The organism is Pseudomonas fuscovaginae SE-1 (genome assembly GCF_000364705.1).
In the GTDB taxonomy this organism is placed as follows: domain Bacteria; phylum Pseudomonadota; class Gammaproteobacteria; order Pseudomonadales; family Pseudomonadaceae; genus Aquipseudomonas; species Aquipseudomonas fuscovaginae_A.
In genome coordinates this window covers 22,568-39,123 of record NZ_AQOH01000058.1, presented here as the reverse complement: position 1 = coordinate 39,123, position 16,556 = coordinate 22,568, and the positions used below count along the sequence as shown (strand labels likewise).

The 16,556-nt window shown below is 60.2% G+C and carries 14 protein-coding genes; 12 read left to right on the top strand and 2 right to left on the bottom strand.

Going from position 1 to position 16,556, the window contains the following annotated elements; translation table 11 throughout:
• Positions 1-166: 166 nt before the first annotated feature.
• Positions 167-1,456 (bottom strand): citrate synthase, encoded by a 1,290-nt coding sequence (gltA, locus tag K675_RS0106655; protein WP_017902731.1) that lies wholly within the window; start codon positions 1,454-1,456, stop codon positions 167-169.
• A gap of 352 nt (positions 1,457-1,808) precedes the next feature.
• On the opposite strand from gltA, the gene sdhC reads away from it, so the two are divergent.
• The 10 genes from sdhC to brnQ all read left to right on the top strand — a co-directional run bounded on the left by sdhC (position 1,809) and on the right by brnQ (position 14,901).
• Positions 1,809-2,195, top strand: coding sequence for a succinate dehydrogenase, cytochrome b556 subunit (gene sdhC / locus K675_RS0106650; RefSeq protein WP_177057650.1), 387 nt, complete (start codon positions 1,809-1,811; stop codon positions 2,193-2,195).
• Positions 2,189-2,557 (top strand): succinate dehydrogenase, hydrophobic membrane anchor protein, encoded by a 369-nt coding sequence (sdhD, locus tag K675_RS0106645; RefSeq protein ID WP_017902730.1) that lies wholly within the window; start codon positions 2,189-2,191, stop codon positions 2,555-2,557. The genes sdhC and sdhD overlap by 7 nt, the downstream gene beginning before the upstream one ends.
• A 3-nt stretch (positions 2,558-2,560) precedes the next feature.
• Complete coding sequence (sdhA, locus tag K675_RS0106640; protein ID WP_017902729.1) at positions 2,561-4,333, top strand: succinate dehydrogenase flavoprotein subunit; 1,773 nt, start codon at positions 2,561-2,563, stop codon at positions 4,331-4,333.
• A gap of 11 nt (positions 4,334-4,344) precedes the next feature.
• Positions 4,345-5,049: a succinate dehydrogenase iron-sulfur subunit gene (locus K675_RS0106635; RefSeq protein ID WP_017902728.1), complete on the top strand. Its 705-nt coding sequence runs from the start codon at positions 4,345-4,347 to the stop codon at positions 5,047-5,049.
• Between the two features lie 261 nt (positions 5,050-5,310).
• Positions 5,311-8,142 (top strand): 2-oxoglutarate dehydrogenase E1 component, encoded by a 2,832-nt coding sequence (locus K675_RS0106630; RefSeq protein ID WP_026144989.1) that lies wholly within the window; start codon positions 5,311-5,313, stop codon positions 8,140-8,142.
• Positions 8,143-8,183: 41 nt separating this feature from the next.
• The gene (odhB, locus tag K675_RS0106625; protein ID WP_017902726.1) at positions 8,184-9,404 is read left to right on the top strand and encodes a 2-oxoglutarate dehydrogenase complex dihydrolipoyllysine-residue succinyltransferase; all 1,221 of its coding nucleotides are present in this window, start codon (positions 8,184-8,186) and stop codon (positions 9,402-9,404) included.
• A gap of 111 nt (positions 9,405-9,515) precedes the next feature.
• Positions 9,516-10,952: a dihydrolipoyl dehydrogenase gene (gene lpdA, locus K675_RS0106620; protein ID WP_017902725.1), complete on the top strand. Its 1,437-nt coding sequence runs from the start codon at positions 9,516-9,518 to the stop codon at positions 10,950-10,952.
• Between the two features lie 199 nt (positions 10,953-11,151).
• Entirely contained in the window at positions 11,152-12,318 is a 1,167-nt protein-coding gene (gene sucC, locus K675_RS0106615) for an ADP-forming succinate--CoA ligase subunit beta (protein ID WP_010449065.1), read from the top strand.
• Positions 12,318-13,202, top strand: coding sequence for a succinate--CoA ligase subunit alpha (gene sucD / locus K675_RS0106610; protein WP_017902724.1), 885 nt, complete (start codon positions 12,318-12,320; stop codon positions 13,200-13,202). Before sucC ends, sucD begins: the two co-directional genes overlap by 1 nt.
• A gap of 385 nt (positions 13,203-13,587) precedes the next feature.
• Entirely contained in the window at positions 13,588-14,901 is a 1,314-nt protein-coding gene (gene brnQ, locus K675_RS0106605; RefSeq protein WP_026144988.1) for a branched-chain amino acid transport system II carrier protein, read from the top strand.
• Positions 14,902-15,194: 293 nt separating this feature from the next.
• Here brnQ and K675_RS0106600 read toward each other — a convergent pair whose 3' ends face one another.
• The gene (locus K675_RS0106600) at positions 15,195-15,440 is read right to left on the bottom strand and encodes a hypothetical protein (protein WP_017902722.1); all 246 of its coding nucleotides are present in this window, start codon (positions 15,438-15,440) and stop codon (positions 15,195-15,197) included.
• 163 nt (positions 15,441-15,603) lie between these two features.
• Between K675_RS0106600 and K675_RS0106595 the strand changes: the two genes are divergently transcribed.
• Positions 15,604-16,080: a PaaI family thioesterase gene (locus K675_RS0106595; protein ID WP_017902721.1), complete on the top strand. Its 477-nt coding sequence runs from the start codon at positions 15,604-15,606 to the stop codon at positions 16,078-16,080.
• Complete coding sequence (locus K675_RS0106590; protein WP_017902720.1) at positions 16,077-16,532, top strand: PaaI family thioesterase; 456 nt, start codon at positions 16,077-16,079, stop codon at positions 16,530-16,532. Before K675_RS0106595 ends, K675_RS0106590 begins: the two co-directional genes overlap by 4 nt.
• Positions 16,533-16,556 lie beyond the last annotated feature (24 nt).

The following is a 16,556-nucleotide window of genomic DNA, read 5'->3' as shown; positions in this document are numbered from 1 at the left end:
GGATGCCGCAACCTGGCTGAATGAAAAGCGCTCCCGGTCGAAAGGCTGGGGGCGTTTTTGGGAGAGAGGTGTCGCGGGCAATGCCGATCGCCTCACAACACAAATGAAAACGGCCTCTGGGGAGAGGCCGTTTCCGGTGCAGCAAAGATGTTACGCGAGGCAGACCTTACTTGCGGTCTTCCAGCTGCGTGATGTCACGCGACTCATAGCCGGTGTACAGCTGGCGTGGACGGCCGATCTTGTACGGGCTGGAGAGCATTTCCTTCCAGTGGGAGATCCAGCCGACGGTCCGCGCCAGGGCGAAGATCACGGTGAACATGCTGGTTGGAATGCCGATCGCCTTGAGGATGATCCCCGAGTAGAAGTCGACGTTCGGGTACAGCGAGCGCTCGATGAAGTACGGATCGGTCAGGGCGATCTCTTCCAGGCGCATGGCCAGTTCCAGTTGTGGATCGTTCTTGATGCCCAGTTCCTTCAACACTTCGTCGCAGGTCTGCTTCATCACGGTGGCACGAGGGTCACGGTTCTTGTAGACGCGGTGACCGAAGCCCATCAGCTTGAACGGATCGTTCTTGTCCTTGGCCTTGGCGATGAACTTGTCGATGTTCGAGACATCGCCGATTTCATCGAGCATGGTCAGTACCGCTTCGTTCGCACCGCCGTGGGCAGGGCCCCACAGTGCGGCGATACCGGCGGCGATACAGGCGAACGGGTTGGCGCCCGAGGAACCGGCCAGGCGCACGGTGGAGGTCGAGGCGTTCTGCTCGTGGTCGGCGTGGAGGATGAAAATCCGGTCCATGGCCTTGGCGAGCACCGGGCTGATCGGTTTGATCTCGCACGGGGTGTTGAACATCATGTGCAGGAAGTTTTCCGCGTACGACAGGTCGTTGCGCGGGTACATCATGGGTTGGCCCATGGAGTACTTGTACACCATCGCTGCCAGGGTCGGCATCTTGGCCACCAGGCGGACCGCCGAAATTTCGCGGTGCTGGGGGTTATTGATGTCCAGGGAGTCGTGGTAGAAGGCCGACAGTGCACCGACCACGCCGCACATCACGGCCATCGGGTGGGCGTCGCGGCGGAAGCCGTTGAAGAAGCTCTTCAACTGCTCGTGAACCATGGTGTGGTTCTTCACGTTGCTGACGAACTTGGCCTTTTGCTCGGCAGTCGGCAGTTCGCCGTTGAGCAGCAGGTAGCAGGTTTCCAGGTAATCGGATTTTTCGGCAAGTTGCTCGATCGGGTAGCCACGATGCAGCAAGATGCCGTTATCGCCGTCGATATAGGTGATCTTCGACTCGCAGGAAGCGGTCGACATGAAGCCAGGGTCGAATGTGAACCGGCCCGTGGCCGTCAGGCCCCGCACGTCGATTACATCGGGACCAACGGTGCCGGTTAAAATGGGCAGCTCGACGGGGGCTGCGCCCTCGATGATCAACTGCGCTTTTTTGTCAGCCATGTGGCCTCCTATTTATGCTTGAAATCATCTGACAGGCCCCCCACGCAGGGCCCGCATCACTATAGAGAGATAAATTCGAAAGTCAATTTGCCAAAAGTCTTACGCCAGAAGGCTTTGAGCAGTGCTTTTCCTCGAAATTGACGGCTATTTACGCCTTTTGCGCGGCTAACGCAATGCACCATTGGGGGTAGTCCTTTGCGTTGTCATTAGTAGCCTAACTGTCTATACTCGGCGTCCGACCGCCAAGGGCTTTTGGGCCTGATTTATTGGGGGTCGTCACTCCCTGGGTGGTGGGTACCTGACCAGTGCACTTGCCCAACAACTTTGCCCTGATTGTTAGGGGCTCTTCAGTGTGAAAAAAGCCGTGAAAAGCCAACGACCTGTAAACCTAGACCTAAGGACCATCAAACTCCCAGTCACTGCTTACACGTCCATTCTTCACCGTATTTCCGGTGTCATCCTCTTTGTCAGCCTGGCCATCATGCTCTACGCATTGGACAAGTCGCTGAGCTCCGAGGAAGGCTTCGGTCAGGTGAAAGCGTGTCTGACCAGTCCGCTAGCCAAGCTAGTGATTTGGGGCATCCTGTCCGCCTTGCTGTATCACCTGGTCGCCGGTGTGCGCCATTTGATCATGGACATGGGCATCGGTGAGACGCTGGAAGGCGGCAAGCTGGGCTCGAAAATCGTTATCGCCGTTTCCGTGGTGGTAATCGTTCTGGCAGGAGTTTGGATATGGTAACCAACGTCACGAACCTCTCGCGTTCGGGCCTCTATGACTGGATGGCACAGCGCGTGTCGGCGGTTGTTCTCGCGGCATACTTCCTGTTCCTGATCGGATACATCATCGCGAACCCAGGCCTTGGCTATGGTCAATGGCATGAGCTGTTCTCTCACGGCTGGATGCGCATCTTCAGCTTGCTGGCCCTGGTGGCCCTGGGCGCTCACGCCTGGGTCGGCATGTGGACCATCGCGACCGACTACCTGACGCCGATGGCGTTCGGCAAGTCCGCGACTGTTGTGCGTTTCCTTTTCCAGGTGGTATGCGGCGTTGCAATGTTCGCGTACTTCGTCTGGGGTGTGCAGATTCTCTGGGGTATCTGATTCATGGCTAACATTCCAACGATTTCTTTCGATGCCATCATCATCGGCGGCGGCGGTGCGGGCATGCGCGCCGCGCTGCAGCTGGCTCAGGGCGGTCACAAGACAGCCGTGATCACCAAGGTGTTCCCGACCCGTTCGCACACCGTATCCGCCCAGGGTGGCATCACCTGCGCCATCGCTTCGGCCGACCCGAACGACGACTGGCGCTGGCACATGTACGATACCGTCAAGGGTTCCGACTACATCGGTGACCAGGACGCTATCGAATACATGTGTCAGGAAGGCCCGGCTGCGGTCTTCGAACTGGACCACATGGGTCTGCCGTTCTCCCGTACCGAATCCGGCCGTATCTACCAGCGTCCGTTCGGTGGCCAGTCCAAGGACTTCGGCAAGGGCGGCCAGGCTGCACGTACCTGCGCGGCGTCCGACCGTACCGGTCACGCACTGCTGCACACTCTGTACCAGGGCAACCTGAAGGCCGGTACCACCTTCCTGAACGAATACTATGCCGTTGACCTGGTGAAGAACCAGGAAGGCGCGTTCGTCGGTGTGATCGCCATCTGCATCGAAACCGGCGAAACCAGCTATATCCGCTCCAAGGCCACCGTCCTGGCCACCGGCGGCGCCGGTCGTATCTACGCTTCGACCACCAACGCCCTGATCAACACCGGTGACGGCGTTGGCATGGCCCTGCGTGCTGGCGTACCGGTACAAGACATCGAGATGTGGCAGTTCCACCCGACCGGTATTGCCGGCGCCGGTGTACTGGTGACCGAGGGTTGCCGTGGTGAAGGTGGTTACCTGATCAACAAGCACGGCGAGCGTTTCATGGAGCGTTATGCTCCGAACGCGAAGGACCTGGCGGGTCGCGACGTGGTTGCCCGTTCGATGGTGAAGGAAATCATCGCCGGCAACGGTTGTGGCCCGAATGGCGACCACGTGATGCTCAAGCTCGACCACCTCGGCGAGGAAGTGCTGCACAGCCGCCTGCCAGGTATCTGCGAACTGTCCAAGACCTTCGCCCACGTCGACCCGGTCGTTGCTCCGGTTCCGGTCGTTCCGACCTGCCACTACATGATGGGCGGCGTTGCCACCAACATCCATGGCCAGGCCATCACCCAGAACGCCGACGGCGAAGACACCATCATCCCTGGCCTGTTCGCAGTAGGTGAAGTGGCTTGCGTATCGGTTCACGGCGCCAACCGCCTGGGCGGCAACTCGCTGCTCGACCTGGTGGTCTTCGGCCGTGCTGCCGGCCTGCACCTGGAAAAGGCGCTGACCGACGGTATCGAGTACGACGACGCCACCGAAGCCGACATCAACGCGGCCCTGGCCCGCCTGTCCGCGCTGAATGCGCGTACCGATGGCGAGGACGTGGCGACCCTGCGTCGCGAGCTGCAAAGCTGCATGCAGAACTACTTCGGTGTATTCCGTACTGGCGAATACATGCAGAAGGGTATCGCCCAGCTGGCCCAGCTGCGCGAGCGTATCGCCAACGTCAAGATCAACGACAAGTCGCAGGCGTTCAACACCGCCCGTATCGAAGCACTGGAACTGCAGAACCTGCTGGAAGTGGCCGAAGCCACCGCCATCGCTGCCGAAGTGCGTAAAGAGTCCCGCGGTGCCCACGCCCGTGAAGACTTCGAAGATCGCGACGATGAAAACTGGCTGTGCCACACCCTGTACTTCCCGGGTGAGAAACGCGTTGCCAAACGTGCTGTTAACTTCTCGCCAAAAACCGTACCGGCTTTCGAGCCTAAAGTCCGGACTTACTAAGGGTGGCCGCCATGTTGCAAGTCGAAGTTTATCGTTACAACCCCGACACCGACTCGGCCCCGAAAACCCAGGTATTCCAGGTCGATACCGGTGGCAAGGACCTGATGGTCCTGGACGTGCTGGCGCTGATCAAGGAACAGGACGAGGGTTTCTCCTATCGTCGTTCCTGCCGTGAAGGCGTTTGCGGTTCCGATGGCATGAACATCAACGGCAAGAACGGCCTGGCGTGCATCACGCCGCTGTCCTCCGTGGTCAAGGGTAACAAGCTGGTCATTCGTCCGCTGCCAGGTTTGCCGGTGATCCGTGACCTGGTCGTCGATATGAGCATCTTCTACAAGCAATACGAGAAGGTGAAGCCATTCCTGCAGAACGACACGCCGGCTCCGGCCATCGAGCGTCTGCAGTCGCCGGAAGAGCGTGACAAGCTGGACGGTCTGTACGAGTGCATTCTGTGTGCCTGCTGCTCGACCTCCTGCCCATCCTTCTGGTGGAACCCGGACAAGTTCCTGGGTCCGGCCGCTCTGCTGCAAGCCTACCGCTTCCTGGCAGACAGCCGCGACACCAAGACTTCCGAGCGCCTGGCTTCGCTCGATGATCCGTTCAGCGTATTCCGCTGCCGCGGCATCATGAACTGCGTCAACGTATGTCCCAAGGGCCTGAACCCGACTAAGGCCATTGGTCACATCCGTAACATGCTGCTGCAAAGCGGCGTGTGACTCAGCTGTTGTAACCGTAGGACCGCAACACCCGTAGAGGCTGTGGCGCAGGCTTGAACCGGCGCCGCAGTTTAACCAGAGCAATGGCTTACAAGGCTGTTGCTCTTATTTTGAAGAAATGAAGACCAGCAGGGGCATCCGGGCTGGTACCCGGACTATCAGCGTGATTCTGAGTGGCTTGTTTTGGTCGCTGTATTCCGACTGCTTCAAGCTTGCTTGGTGTATTCGCCGGTGGTGTCCCCTAACCGAGGGTGACCAAGCATGCAAGAAAGCGTGATGCAGCGCATGTGGGAAAGCGGCTATCTTTCAGGTGGTAACGCAGCCTATGTGGAAGAGCTTTATGAGCTCTACCTGCACGACCCTAACGCTGTGCCAGAAGAATGGCGCACCAAATTTCAGACGTTGCCTTCCGACGGCAACTCTGCCACTGATGTATCGCACTCGACAATCCGCGATCATTTCGTGCTGCTGGCGAAGAACCAGCGCCGCGCTCAACCGGTTTCCGCCGGCAGCGTGAGCAGTGAGCACGAGAAGAAGCAGGTTGAAGTGCTGCGATTGATCCAGGCCTTCCGGATGCGTGGCCACCAGGCGTCCCAGCTCGATCCGCTGGGACTCTGGCAGCGTCCTGCACCTGCTGACCTGTCGATCAATCATTACGGCTTGACCAATGCCGATCTTGATACGACCTTCCGTGCCGGCGACCTGTTCATCGGCAAGGAGGAAGCGAGCCTACGCGAAATTCACGAAGCCTTGCAGCAGACATATTGCCGCACCATTGGCGCCGAGTTCACGCACATCGTCGACTCCGAGCAGCGCCAGTGGTTCCAGCAGCGGCTGGAAAGCGTTCGCGGCCGTCCGACCATCTCCCCAGACGTCAAGAGCCACCTGCTCGAGCGCGTCACCGCGGCGGAAGGTCTGGAGAAATACCTGGGCACCAAATACCCGGGCACCAAGCGTTTCGGTCTGGAAGGTGGCGAAAGCCTGATCCCGATGCTGGACGAAATGATCCAGCGTTCCGGTTCCTACGGCGCCAAGGAAATCGTTATCGGCATGGCCCACCGTGGCCGTCTGAACGTACTGGTCAACACCTTCGGCAAGAACCCGCGCGAGCTGTTCGACGAGTTCGAAGGCAAGAAGAAGGTCGAGCTGGGCTCCGGTGACGTGAAGTACCACCAGGGCTTCTCCTCCAACGTAATGACCACCGGCGGCGAAGTCCACCTGGCCATGGCGTTCAACCCGTCCCACCTGGAAATCGTTTCGCCGGTGGTCGAAGGGTCGGTTCGCGCCCGTCAGGACCGTCGCAACGACGCCAGCGGTGACAAGGTACTGCCGATTTCCATCCACGGTGACGCGGCGTTCGCCGGTCAGGGCGTGGTCATGGAAACCTTCCAGATGTCGCAGACCCGCGGCTTCAAGACCGGCGGCACGATCCACATCGTGATCAACAACCAGGTCGGTTTCACCATCAGCAACCCGCTGGACTCGCGTTCCACCGAGTACGCCACCGACGTTGCCAAGATGATCCAGGCGCCGATCCTCCATGTGAATGGTGACGATCCGGAAGCCGTGCTGTTCGTGACCCAACTGGCCGTCGACTACCGCATGCAATACAAGCGCGATGTGGTGATCGACCTGGTCTGCTACCGCCGTCGCGGCCACAACGAGGCCGACGAGCCAAGCGGTACCCAACCGCTGATGTACCAGCAGATCACCAAGCAGCGCACCACCCGCGAGCTGTACGCCGAGCGTCTGGTCCAGGCCAAGGTACTGGACGAAGCCCGCGTCCAGGCCAAGGTCGACGAGTACCGCAACGCCCTGGACAACGGCCTGCACGTGGTGAAGAGCCTGGTCAAGGAACCCAACAAGGAACTGTTCGTCGACTGGCGTCCATACCTGGGCCACGCCTGGACCGCGCGTCACGACACCCGTTTCGACCTGAAGACCCTGCAGGAACTGTCCGCCAAGCTGCTGGAAACCCCTGAAGGCTTCGTGGTTCAGCGCCAGGTCGCGAAAATCTACGAAGACCGCCAGAAGATGCAAGCCGGCGGCCTGCCGATCAACTGGGGCTACGCCGAAACCATGGCGTACGCGACCCTGCTGTTCGAAGGTCACCCGATCCGCATGACCGGCCAGGACATCGGCCGTGGTACGTTCTCGCACCGTCATGCCGTACTGCACAACCAGAAGGATGCGACCACCTACATCCCTCTGCAGAAGCTGTACGACAACCAGCCACGTTTCGACCTGTACGACTCGTTCCTGTCGGAAGAGGCGGTGCTGGCGTTCGAATATGGCTACTCGACCACCACGCCGAACGCGCTGGTGATCTGGGAAGCCCAGTTCGGCGACTTCGCCAACGGTGCACAGGTGGTTATCGACCAGTTCATCACCAGTGGCGAGCACAAGTGGGGCCGTCTGTGCGGTCTGACCATGCTGCTGCCGCATGGTTATGAAGGCCAGGGTCCGGAGCACTCCTCGGCCCGTCTGGAGCGCTACCTGCAGCTGTGCGCCGAGCACAACGTCCAGGTCTGCGTGCCGACCACCCCGGCCCAGATCTACCATCTGCTGCGTCGTCAGGTCATCCGTCCGCTGCGCAAGCCGCTGATCGTGCTGACGCCAAAGTCGTTGCTGCGTCACAAGCTGGCCATCTCCACCCTGGAAGATCTGGCGGAAGGTTCGTTCCAGACCGTTATCCCGGAAGTCGACGCCCTGGACCCGAAAAAGGTCGAGCGCATCGTGCTTTGCAGCGGCAAGGTCTACTACGACCTGCTGGAGAAACGCCGCGCCGAAGAGCGTGACGATATCGCCATCGTGCGTATCGAGCAGTTGTATCCGTTCCCCGAGGACGACCTGGCCGAAATCCTGGCGCCTTACACCAACCTCAAGCATGCGGTCTGGTGTCAGGAAGAGCCGATGAACCAGGGCGCCTGGTACAGCAGCCAGCATCACTTCCGCCGTATCCTCAGCGGTCACAACAAGTCCCTCGTACTCGAGTACGCCGGACGTGACGCCTCCGCTGCACCGGCGTGTGGTTATGCCTCGATGCACGCTGAGCAGCAGGAAAAACTGCTGCAAGATGCCTTTACTGTTTAACGCCTCGCGCACCTGAAACCGAATTTAAGGAACCACAGATAATGGCTATCGAGATCAAAGCCCCCCAATTTCCGGAATCGGTTGCCGATGGCACCGTTGCCACCTGGCACAAGAAGCCGGGCGAAGCGGTCAAGCGCGACGACCTGATCGTCGACATCGAAACCGACAAGGTCGTACTGGAAGTCCTGGCTGAGGCCGACGGCGTCCTGGGCAGCATCGTTGCCAACGAAGGCGACACCGTGCTGTCCGCGCAAGTACTGGGCACCATCGAGGAAGGTGGTGTAGCCGCCGCTCCTGCTGCTGCCGCTCCAGCTGCCGCCCAGGCTGCCGCTCCTGCCGCCGCTGACGGCGAAGATGACCCGATCGCTGCACCGGCTGCCCGCAAGCTGGCTGAAGAGAACGGCATCAACATCGCTTCCGTTGCCGGCACCGGCAAGGGCGGTCGCGTGACCAAGGAAGACGTGGTGGCTGCCGTTGCCGCGAAGAAGGCTGCTCCTGCTGCCGCTCCGGCCAAGGCTGCTGCTCCGGCTGCCGCCGCACCGGTCTTCGCCGCTGGCGACCGCACCGAGAAGCGCGTACCGATGACTCGCGTACGTGCCACCGTGGCCAAGCGCCTGGTCGAAGCACAGTCGAACATGGCGATGCTGACCACCTTCAACGAAGTGAACATGAAGCCAATCATGGACCTGCGTTCGAAGTACAAGGAACTGTTCGAGAAGACCCACAACGGCGTGCGCCTGGGCTTCATGTCGTTCTTCGTCAAGGCGGCCACCGAAGCGCTGAAACGCTTCCCGGCGGTCAACGCTTCCATCGACGGCGGCGACATCGTCTACCACGGCTACTCCGACATCGGTGTAGCCGTGTCCAGCGACCGCGGCCTGGTGGTACCGGTTCTGCGTAACGCCGAGCTGATGAGCCTGGCCGAAATCGAGAACGGCATCGCCACCTTCGGCAAGAAGGCCCGTGACGGCAAGCTGTCCATCGACGAAATGACCGGCGGTACCTTCACCATCACCAACGGTGGTACATTCGGTTCCCTGCTGTCGACGCCGATCGTCAACCCGCCCCAAGCGGCCATCCTGGGCATGCACAACATCAATGAGCGCCCGATGGCGGTCAAGGGTGAGGTCGTCATCCTGCCGATGATGTACCTGGCACTGTCCTACGACCACCGCCTGATCGATGGCAAGGAAGCCGTGTCCTTCCTGGTCACCATCAAGAACCTGCTGGAAGACCCGGCTCGTCTGCTGCTGGATATCTGATTTCAGCCGACGGAGGCGGGGTGCTAGGCCCCGCTTTCGTGCGGATATCAGCTCCATCCCACGACGGTTCCCAAAAGGAGCCGTCCGGTTTGATTCGATAAGGAATGACACATGACTCAGAAATTCGACGTGGTAGTGATCGGTGCGGGTCCTGGCGGCTACGTGGCTGCCATCAAGGCCGCGCAACTTGGCCTCAAGACTGCCTGCATCGAGAAGTACCAGGACAAAGAGGGCAAGCTGGCCCTCGGCGGTACTTGCCTGAACGTTGGCTGCATTCCTTCCAAGGCGCTGCTGGACAGCTCCTGGAAGTACCACGAGGCCAAGGACTACTTCGGCGTCCATGGCATCACCACCAGTGACGTGAAAATCGACGTCCCCGCGATGGTCGGCCGCAAGGCCAACATCGTCAAGAACCTGACCGGCGGTGTTGCCACCCTGTTCAAGGCCAATGGCGTGACTTCGATCCAGGGCCACGGCAAGCTGCTGGCTGGCAAGAAAGTCGAAGTGACCGGTCCCGATGGCGTCGTCCAGGTGCTGGAAGCCGAAAACGTGATCCTGGCTCCAGGTTCGCGTCCGATCGACATCCCGCCTGCTCCGGTTGACCAGAACGTGATCGTCGATTCGACCGGCGCCCTGGAGTTCCAGGCCGTGCCAAAGCGTCTGGGCGTGATCGGTGCTGGCGTGATCGGTCTGGAGCTGGGTTCCGTGTGGTCCCGCCTGGGTGCCCAGGTGACCGTTCTGGAAGCGCTGGACACCTTCCTGGTCGCTGCCGATACCGCCGTTTCCAAGGAAGCGCTGAAAACCCTGACCAAACAGGGCCTGGACATCAAGCTGGGCGCCCGCGTCACCGGTTCGAAGGTCAATGGCGAAGAAGTCGAAGTGACCTACACCGACGCCAATGGCGAACAGAAGATCGTTTTCGACAAGCTGATCGTGGCCGTTGGTCGCCGTCCGGTGACCACCGACCTGCTGGCGGCCGACAGCGGCGTGACCATCGACGAGCGTGGTTTCATCTTCGTTGATGACCACTGCGCCACCAGCGTACCGGGCGTCTACGCCATCGGCGACGTGGTTCGCGGCATGATGCTGGCGCACAAGGCCTCGGAAGAGGGCATCATGGTCGTCGAGCGCATCAAGGGCCATAAGGCCCAGATGAACTACGACCTGATCCCTTCGGTCATCTACACCCACCCGGAAATCGCATGGGTCGGTAAAACCGAACAGGCCTTGAAAGCTGAAGGCGTTGAAGTTAACGTCGGCACCTTCCCGTTCGCCGCCAGTGGCCGTGCCATGGCAGCCAACGATACCGGCGGTTTCGTCAAGGTCATCGCCGATGCCAAGACCGACCGTGTCCTGGGCGTCCACGTGATCGGCCCAAGCGCTGCCGAGCTGGTTCAGCAAGGTGCGATCGGTATGGAATTCGGTACCAGCGCCGAAGATCTGGGCATGATGGTCTTCTCCCATCCGACCCTGTCCGAAGCGTTGCACGAAGCGGCGTTGGCGGTGAATGGCGGTGCCATCCACATCGCCAACAAGAAAAAACGCTAAGCGAATAATAAGAAACCACGGCGGATCGCCCGTCGTGAGCCTTGTGCGCAAGACTCACCGCGGAACATCCGCTGGACGCAGTCTTGCGTCGTTGCACCGGGCAACCGGAAGGCGATGCAAGCAGCAGTCACAGGTGGTGCGGCCCTGGTCATCAGAGCAGCACCGAACGCGCAGTACCTAAACGAAGACGGTAAAAAGCATGAATCTTCACGAGTATCAGGGTAAGCAGCTGTTCGCTGAATACGGCCTGCCAGTATCCAAAGGCTACGCGGTAGACACCCCGGAAGAAGCAGCAGAAGCTTGCGACAAGATCGGCGGTTCCGAGTGGGTAGTCAAAGCCCAGGTTCACGCCGGTGGTCGCGGTAAAGCGGGCGGCGTCAAGCTGGTTCGCAGCAAGGAAGACGCCAAAGCCTTCGCACAGCAGTGGCTGGGCAAGCGTCTGGTGACCTATCAGACTGACGCCAATGGTCAGCCGGTCACCAAGATCCTGGTTGAATCGTGCACTGATATCGCTAAAGAGCTGTACCTGGGCGCTGTCGTTGACCGTTCGAGCCGTCGCATCGTGTTCATGGCTTCCACCGAAGGTGGCGTGGACATCGAGAAAATCGCTCACGACACCCCTGAGAAAATTCTCAAGGCCACTATCGATCCACTGGTTGGCGCCCAGCCATTCCAGGGTCGCGAGCTGGCATTCCAGCTGGGTCTGGAAGGCAAGCAGGTTGCTCAGTTCGCCAAGATCTTCGTCGGTCTGGCCAAGCTGTTCCAGGACCACGACCTGGCCCTGCTGGAAGTCAACCCGCTGGTGATCAAGGCCGACGGCGACCTGCACTGCCTCGATGCCAAGATCAACATCGACGCCAACGCCATGTACCGTCAGCCCAAGCTGAAAACCTTCCACGATCCGTCCCAGGACGATCCACGTGAAGCCCACGCCGGCAAGTTCGAACTGAACTACGTCGCGCTGGAAGGCAACATCGGCTGCATGGTCAACGGTGCCGGCCTGGCCATGGGTACCATGGACATCGTCAACCTGCACGGCGGCAAGCCAGCCAACTTCCTCGACGTAGGTGGTGGCGCTACCAAAGAGCGCGTGACCGAAGCGTTCAAGATCATCCTGTCCGACACCAACGTCGCTGCAGTACTGGTCAACATCTTCGGCGGCATCGTTCGCTGCGACATGATTGCCGAAGGCATCATCGGCGCCGTGAAAGAAGTCGGCGTGAAAATCCCGGTTGTTGTGCGCCTTGAAGGCAACAACGCTGAACTGGGCGCTAAAGTACTGGCAGAAAGCGGTCTGAACATCATCGCTGCTACCAGCCTGACCGACGCTGCTCAACAAGTTGTCAAAGCTGCGGAGGGCAAATAATGAGCGTCCTGATCAATAAAGACACCAAGGTTATCTGCCAGGGTATCACCGGTTCGCAGGGTAGCTTCCACACCCAGCAAGCCATCGAATACGGCACCCAGATGGTCGGTGGCGTCACTCCGGGCAAAGGCGGTACCGAGCACCTGGGCCTGCCAGTGTTCAACACCGTGAAAGACGCCGTGGCTGCCACTGGCGCCACCGCCAGCGTGATCTACGTTCCAGCTCCTTTCTGCAAGGACTCGATCCTGGAAGCGGCTTTCGGCGGCATCAAGCTGATCGTCTGCATCACCGAAGGCATTCCTACCCTGGACATGCTGGATGCCAAGGTCAAGTGCGACGAGCTGGGTGTTACCCTGATCGGCCCTAACTGCCCAGGCGTCATCACTCCGGGCGAGTGCAAGATCGGCATCATGCCAGGTCACATCCACTTGCCAGGCAAGGTCGGTATCGTTTCCCGTTCCGGCACCCTGACCTATGAAGCCGTCAAGCAGACCACCGACGCCGGTTTCGGCCAGTCGACCTGCGTGGGCATCGGTGGCGACCCGATCCCGGGCTCGAACTTCATCGACATCCTGAAGCTGTTCCAGGAAGACCCGAAGACCGAAGCGATCGTCATGATCGGCGAGATCGGCGGTTCGGCTGAAGAAGAAGCGGCTGCCTACATCAAGGCCAACGTGACCAAGCCGGTTGTTTCCTACATCGCGGGTGTGACTGCTCCTCCGGGCAAGCGCATGGGCCACGCAGGTGCAATCATCTCCGGCGGCAAAGGCACTGCGGACGAGAAATTCGCGGCCCTGCAAGACGCTGGCGTGAAAACCGTGCGTTCGCTGGCCGACATCGGCAAGGCCCTGGCCGAGCTGACCGGTTGGGAAGTGAAGAAGTAAGCTTCGGCTGACTTTGAGCTTCAGCAAAGGCCACCTTCGGGTGGCCTTTGTGCTTTCTGGCCTACCTGGCCAGCAGTGGTGCGGGCATGCCATGGCGGCCATTCACTGCCTGACGCGATCCCGGCCGTCTCCTGCAGGACCGTGTGGGGAAATGTTTGCGGTCTCATATGAAATCGCGACAGCGAAGTGTCGCTTATCGGACAACTCGCCCTCAAACAGTGCGTTTTTTTCCCAAATTCGGTACTCTGACGGCCATTTTGCGTTTGTGCCCCAAAAGGGTGGCTGCGCGCTAAACGGGTCGACCCCATACGGGTCGACAGCATTTCCCTGACCCTACGGGAAATCCCTCTCTAAATTCCGATTCAGCAGTGTGGTATTTCCTTAAATGAAAGTGTTGAAAGGTCAGGACATCCTGGCACTTGGCTTTATGACGTTTGCGCTGTTCGTCGGCGCCGGCAACATCATCTTCCCGCCCATCGTCGGCTTGCAGTCGGGGCCCCATGTCTGGATGGCGGCGCTGGGCTTTCTGATCACCGCGGTCGGCCTGCCGGTCATCACCGTAGTCGCACTGGCCAAGGTCGGCGGCGCGATGGACGACCTGAGCAGCCCGATCGGCAAGATCGCTGGCGGCCTGTTGGCAGCGGCCTGCTACCTGGCGGTCGGTCCGTTGTTCGCCACGCCACGCACCGCCACCGTGTCCTTCGAAGTGGGCCTGGCTCCGCTGACCGGCGAGAGCCCGCTGGCGCTGTTCCTCTACAGCTCGGCCTACTTCCTGCTGGTGTTCTTCATCTCGCTGTATCCGGGGCGTCTGCTGGACACCGTCGGGCGCTTCCTCGCACCGCTGAAGATCATTGCCCTGGCCATCCTCGGCATCGCCGCGTTCGCCCTGCCGGCCGGTGACATCGGCAGCGCCACGCCCGAGTATGTCGCGGCGCCGTTCTCCCAGGGTTTTATCAATGGCTACCTGACCATGGATACCCTCGGTGCGCTGGTGTTCGGTATCGTCATCGTCAACGCGATCCGCTCGCGCGGCGTCGAGTCGCCACGGCTGATCACCCGCTACGCGGTGATCGCCGGCCTGATCGCCGGTGTGGGACTGGCACTGGTGTATGTCAGCCTGTTCCGCCTGGGGTCGGGCAGCCATGAAGTGGCGGCTGGCGCCACCAATGGTGCGGCGGTGCTGCATGCCTACGTTCAGCATACCTTCGGCTCGCTGGGCAGCGGTTTCCTCGCGGTGCTGATCTCTCTGGCGTGCCTGGTGACCGCGGTTGGCCTGACCTGCGCCTGCGCCGAGTACTTCAGCCGGGTCCTGCCGCTGTCCTACAAGACCCTGGTGATCATCCTGGCGGGGTTTTCGCTGTTGGTGTCGAACCTCGGCCTGACCAAGCTGATCGCCTTCTCGATTCCGGTGCTGACCGCTATCTATCCACCGTGCATCGCGCTGGTGGCATTGAGCTTCTGCCAGTCGTTCTGGCATTCGCAGGGTCGTATCGTTGGCCCGGTGATGCTGGTTTCGCTGCTGTTCGGCATGATCGATGCGCTCAAGGGCGCAGGCTTGGCCGATTGGCTGCCCGGGCAGCTTTCCCACCTGCCGCTGAGCGAGCAAGGCCTGGCCTGGCTGGTGCCGTCTGTGGTCATGCTGGTGGTGGCGGTGGTCATCGATCGGATGCTGGGCAAGCCGAGCGAAGCGCTGGCCTGAGCTGAGGTTTTTGTCCGCCCGTCATGAGCGGGTTGTGGATGAAATGAAAGCCCCGTGTCGGATACGACAGGGGGCTTTTTGTTTGGGCGTATTGGATATGTACAGCTACCCGGTTATCCGTCTGGGCAAATGATCCACCGGGCACCCAACTCACTCTTTCCGCACTTATCCACTGTTTTCCCGGCAGTTCGAAAACAGCCAGGTTATTGGCAGGACAAAAAGTAAAGCCCACGCCAGGCGGGCTTTACTTATGCAACTTGAGTTCTTTCGTGGAAAGAAGGAACTTCAGTCACTCAGGAGCCGGTGGCTTCCTTGGCGCTTTCCTCGGCCGCAGCCTTGTTCGATTCAGCCTGAGCTTTGGCAGCTTCGGCGTTTTCCTTGGCGGCCTCGTTCACTTTATCCTGAGCTTCGTTCATTTTTTGCTGAGCCTGCTCGGCGTGCTGGTTTGCGTCTTGAGCTTTGTCCTCGGATTTCTTATCGCAGGCAGCGAGACCCAGGGAAGCGGTCAGCATCAAGGCAATAGCTAAAGTCTTACGCATGGGGGTATTGCTCCTTTGTGGAAATAGTGACTACTGGCCTTTTGAACGCTGGCCAATGGCTTAAGTTCCTTTATTTCCAAAGATATATAAGTGCTTGAGCTACGGAACTTTTTTCGGTGTCCAGAATTTGTCGTTGCCAGTTCCCCGATGAGGATTGTCATTCATGAGCCAAACCGCCGCCTTTGAGCGTGCCACGCGTTTTCTCGGTGCCCTCAGGCATTGCCAGGTTCTCGGCCTGCAACTGCACAGTATCGATGAGCGCGGGCTGACCCTGGTCCTGCCCTATAGCGCCGAGATCGTCGGTGACCCCACGAGCGGCGTGATCCACGGCGGAGCGCTGAGTTCATTGATGGATACCGCCTGCGGCATGACCACGTTGTGCGTGCTGCCCGAATTCGAAGTCTGTCCGACCCTCGACCTGCGCATCGACCACATGCACCCGGCCGAGCCCGGCAAGGCTGTCCACGGCTTCGCCGAATGCTACCGGGTGACCCGCGACATCATCTTTGCCCGCGGGCACGCCTATCAGGACGATCCGGCCAATCCCATCGCCCATGTGGTCGGAACCTTCATGCGCATGGGCAAGGGCATCAAGGGCAGTCGCGGTTTCGGCCATTCGATCAGTGGCGGCGCGGCATGAGCCAGGATTTCAAGGAGCAGCTCCAGCAAGCCCATCAGTTGGGCGACTACGGCCAGCTTCTGCAGCGGATCCCCTATGCCCGGCTGATCGGCATCGAGTGCTCGCGCCTGGGTGACGAGTTGCTGTTCCGCCTGCCAGCCAGCAAGGACAATATCGGCAACCCGCTGTTGCCGGCGATCCATGGTGGGGTCATTGCCGGGTTCATGGAGCTGGCGGCGGCGTTGCATCTACTGGTGTTCACCGGCTCGCCGGGCGTGCCCAAGGTCATCGATTTCTCCGTCGATTACCTGCGGGCCGGGCAGTTTCGCGATACCTACGCCAAGTGCCAGGTCTGCCGCCAGGGGCGGCGGGTGGCGAACGTTGCCGTTACCGCCTGGCAGAGCACCGAGGCCGAGCCGATTGCCACCGCCCGTGCCCACTTCAAGATCGAGGAAGCGTTACCGGGCTCTTGAAATCCCCGACACAGTCCCCAACTC

What these genes read in the sequence shown, in the direction of transcription:
- gltA (WP_017902731.1), bottom strand. Translation starts at nt 1,456, where the DNA reads ATGGCTGACAAAAAAGCGCAGTTGATCATCGAGGGCGCAGCCCCCGTC.
- sdhD (WP_017902730.1), top strand. Translation starts at nt 2,189, where the DNA reads ATGGTAACCAACGTCACGAACCTCTCGCGTTCGGGCCTCTATGACTGG.
- sdhA (WP_017902729.1), top strand. Translation starts at nt 2,561, where the DNA reads ATGGCTAACATTCCAACGATTTCTTTCGATGCCATCATCATCGGCGGC.
- K675_RS0106635 (WP_017902728.1), top strand. Translation starts at nt 4,345, where the DNA reads ATGTTGCAAGTCGAAGTTTATCGTTACAACCCCGACACCGACTCGGCC.
- K675_RS0106630 (WP_026144989.1), top strand. Translation starts at nt 5,311, where the DNA reads ATGCAAGAAAGCGTGATGCAGCGCATGTGGGAAAGCGGCTATCTTTCA.
- odhB (WP_017902726.1), top strand. Translation starts at nt 8,184, where the DNA reads ATGGCTATCGAGATCAAAGCCCCCCAATTTCCGGAATCGGTTGCCGAT.
- lpdA (WP_017902725.1), top strand. Translation starts at nt 9,516, where the DNA reads ATGACTCAGAAATTCGACGTGGTAGTGATCGGTGCGGGTCCTGGCGGC.
- sucC (WP_010449065.1), top strand. Translation starts at nt 11,152, where the DNA reads ATGAATCTTCACGAGTATCAGGGTAAGCAGCTGTTCGCTGAATACGGC.
- sucD (WP_017902724.1), top strand. Translation starts at nt 12,318, where the DNA reads ATGAGCGTCCTGATCAATAAAGACACCAAGGTTATCTGCCAGGGTATC.
- brnQ (WP_026144988.1), top strand. Translation starts at nt 13,588, where the DNA reads ATGAAAGTGTTGAAAGGTCAGGACATCCTGGCACTTGGCTTTATGACG.
- K675_RS0106600 (WP_017902722.1), bottom strand. Translation starts at nt 15,440, where the DNA reads ATGCGTAAGACTTTAGCTATTGCCTTGATGCTGACCGCTTCCCTGGGT.
- K675_RS0106595 (WP_017902721.1), top strand. Translation starts at nt 15,604, where the DNA reads ATGAGCCAAACCGCCGCCTTTGAGCGTGCCACGCGTTTTCTCGGTGCC.
- K675_RS0106590 (WP_017902720.1), top strand. Translation starts at nt 16,077, where the DNA reads ATGAGCCAGGATTTCAAGGAGCAGCTCCAGCAAGCCCATCAGTTGGGC.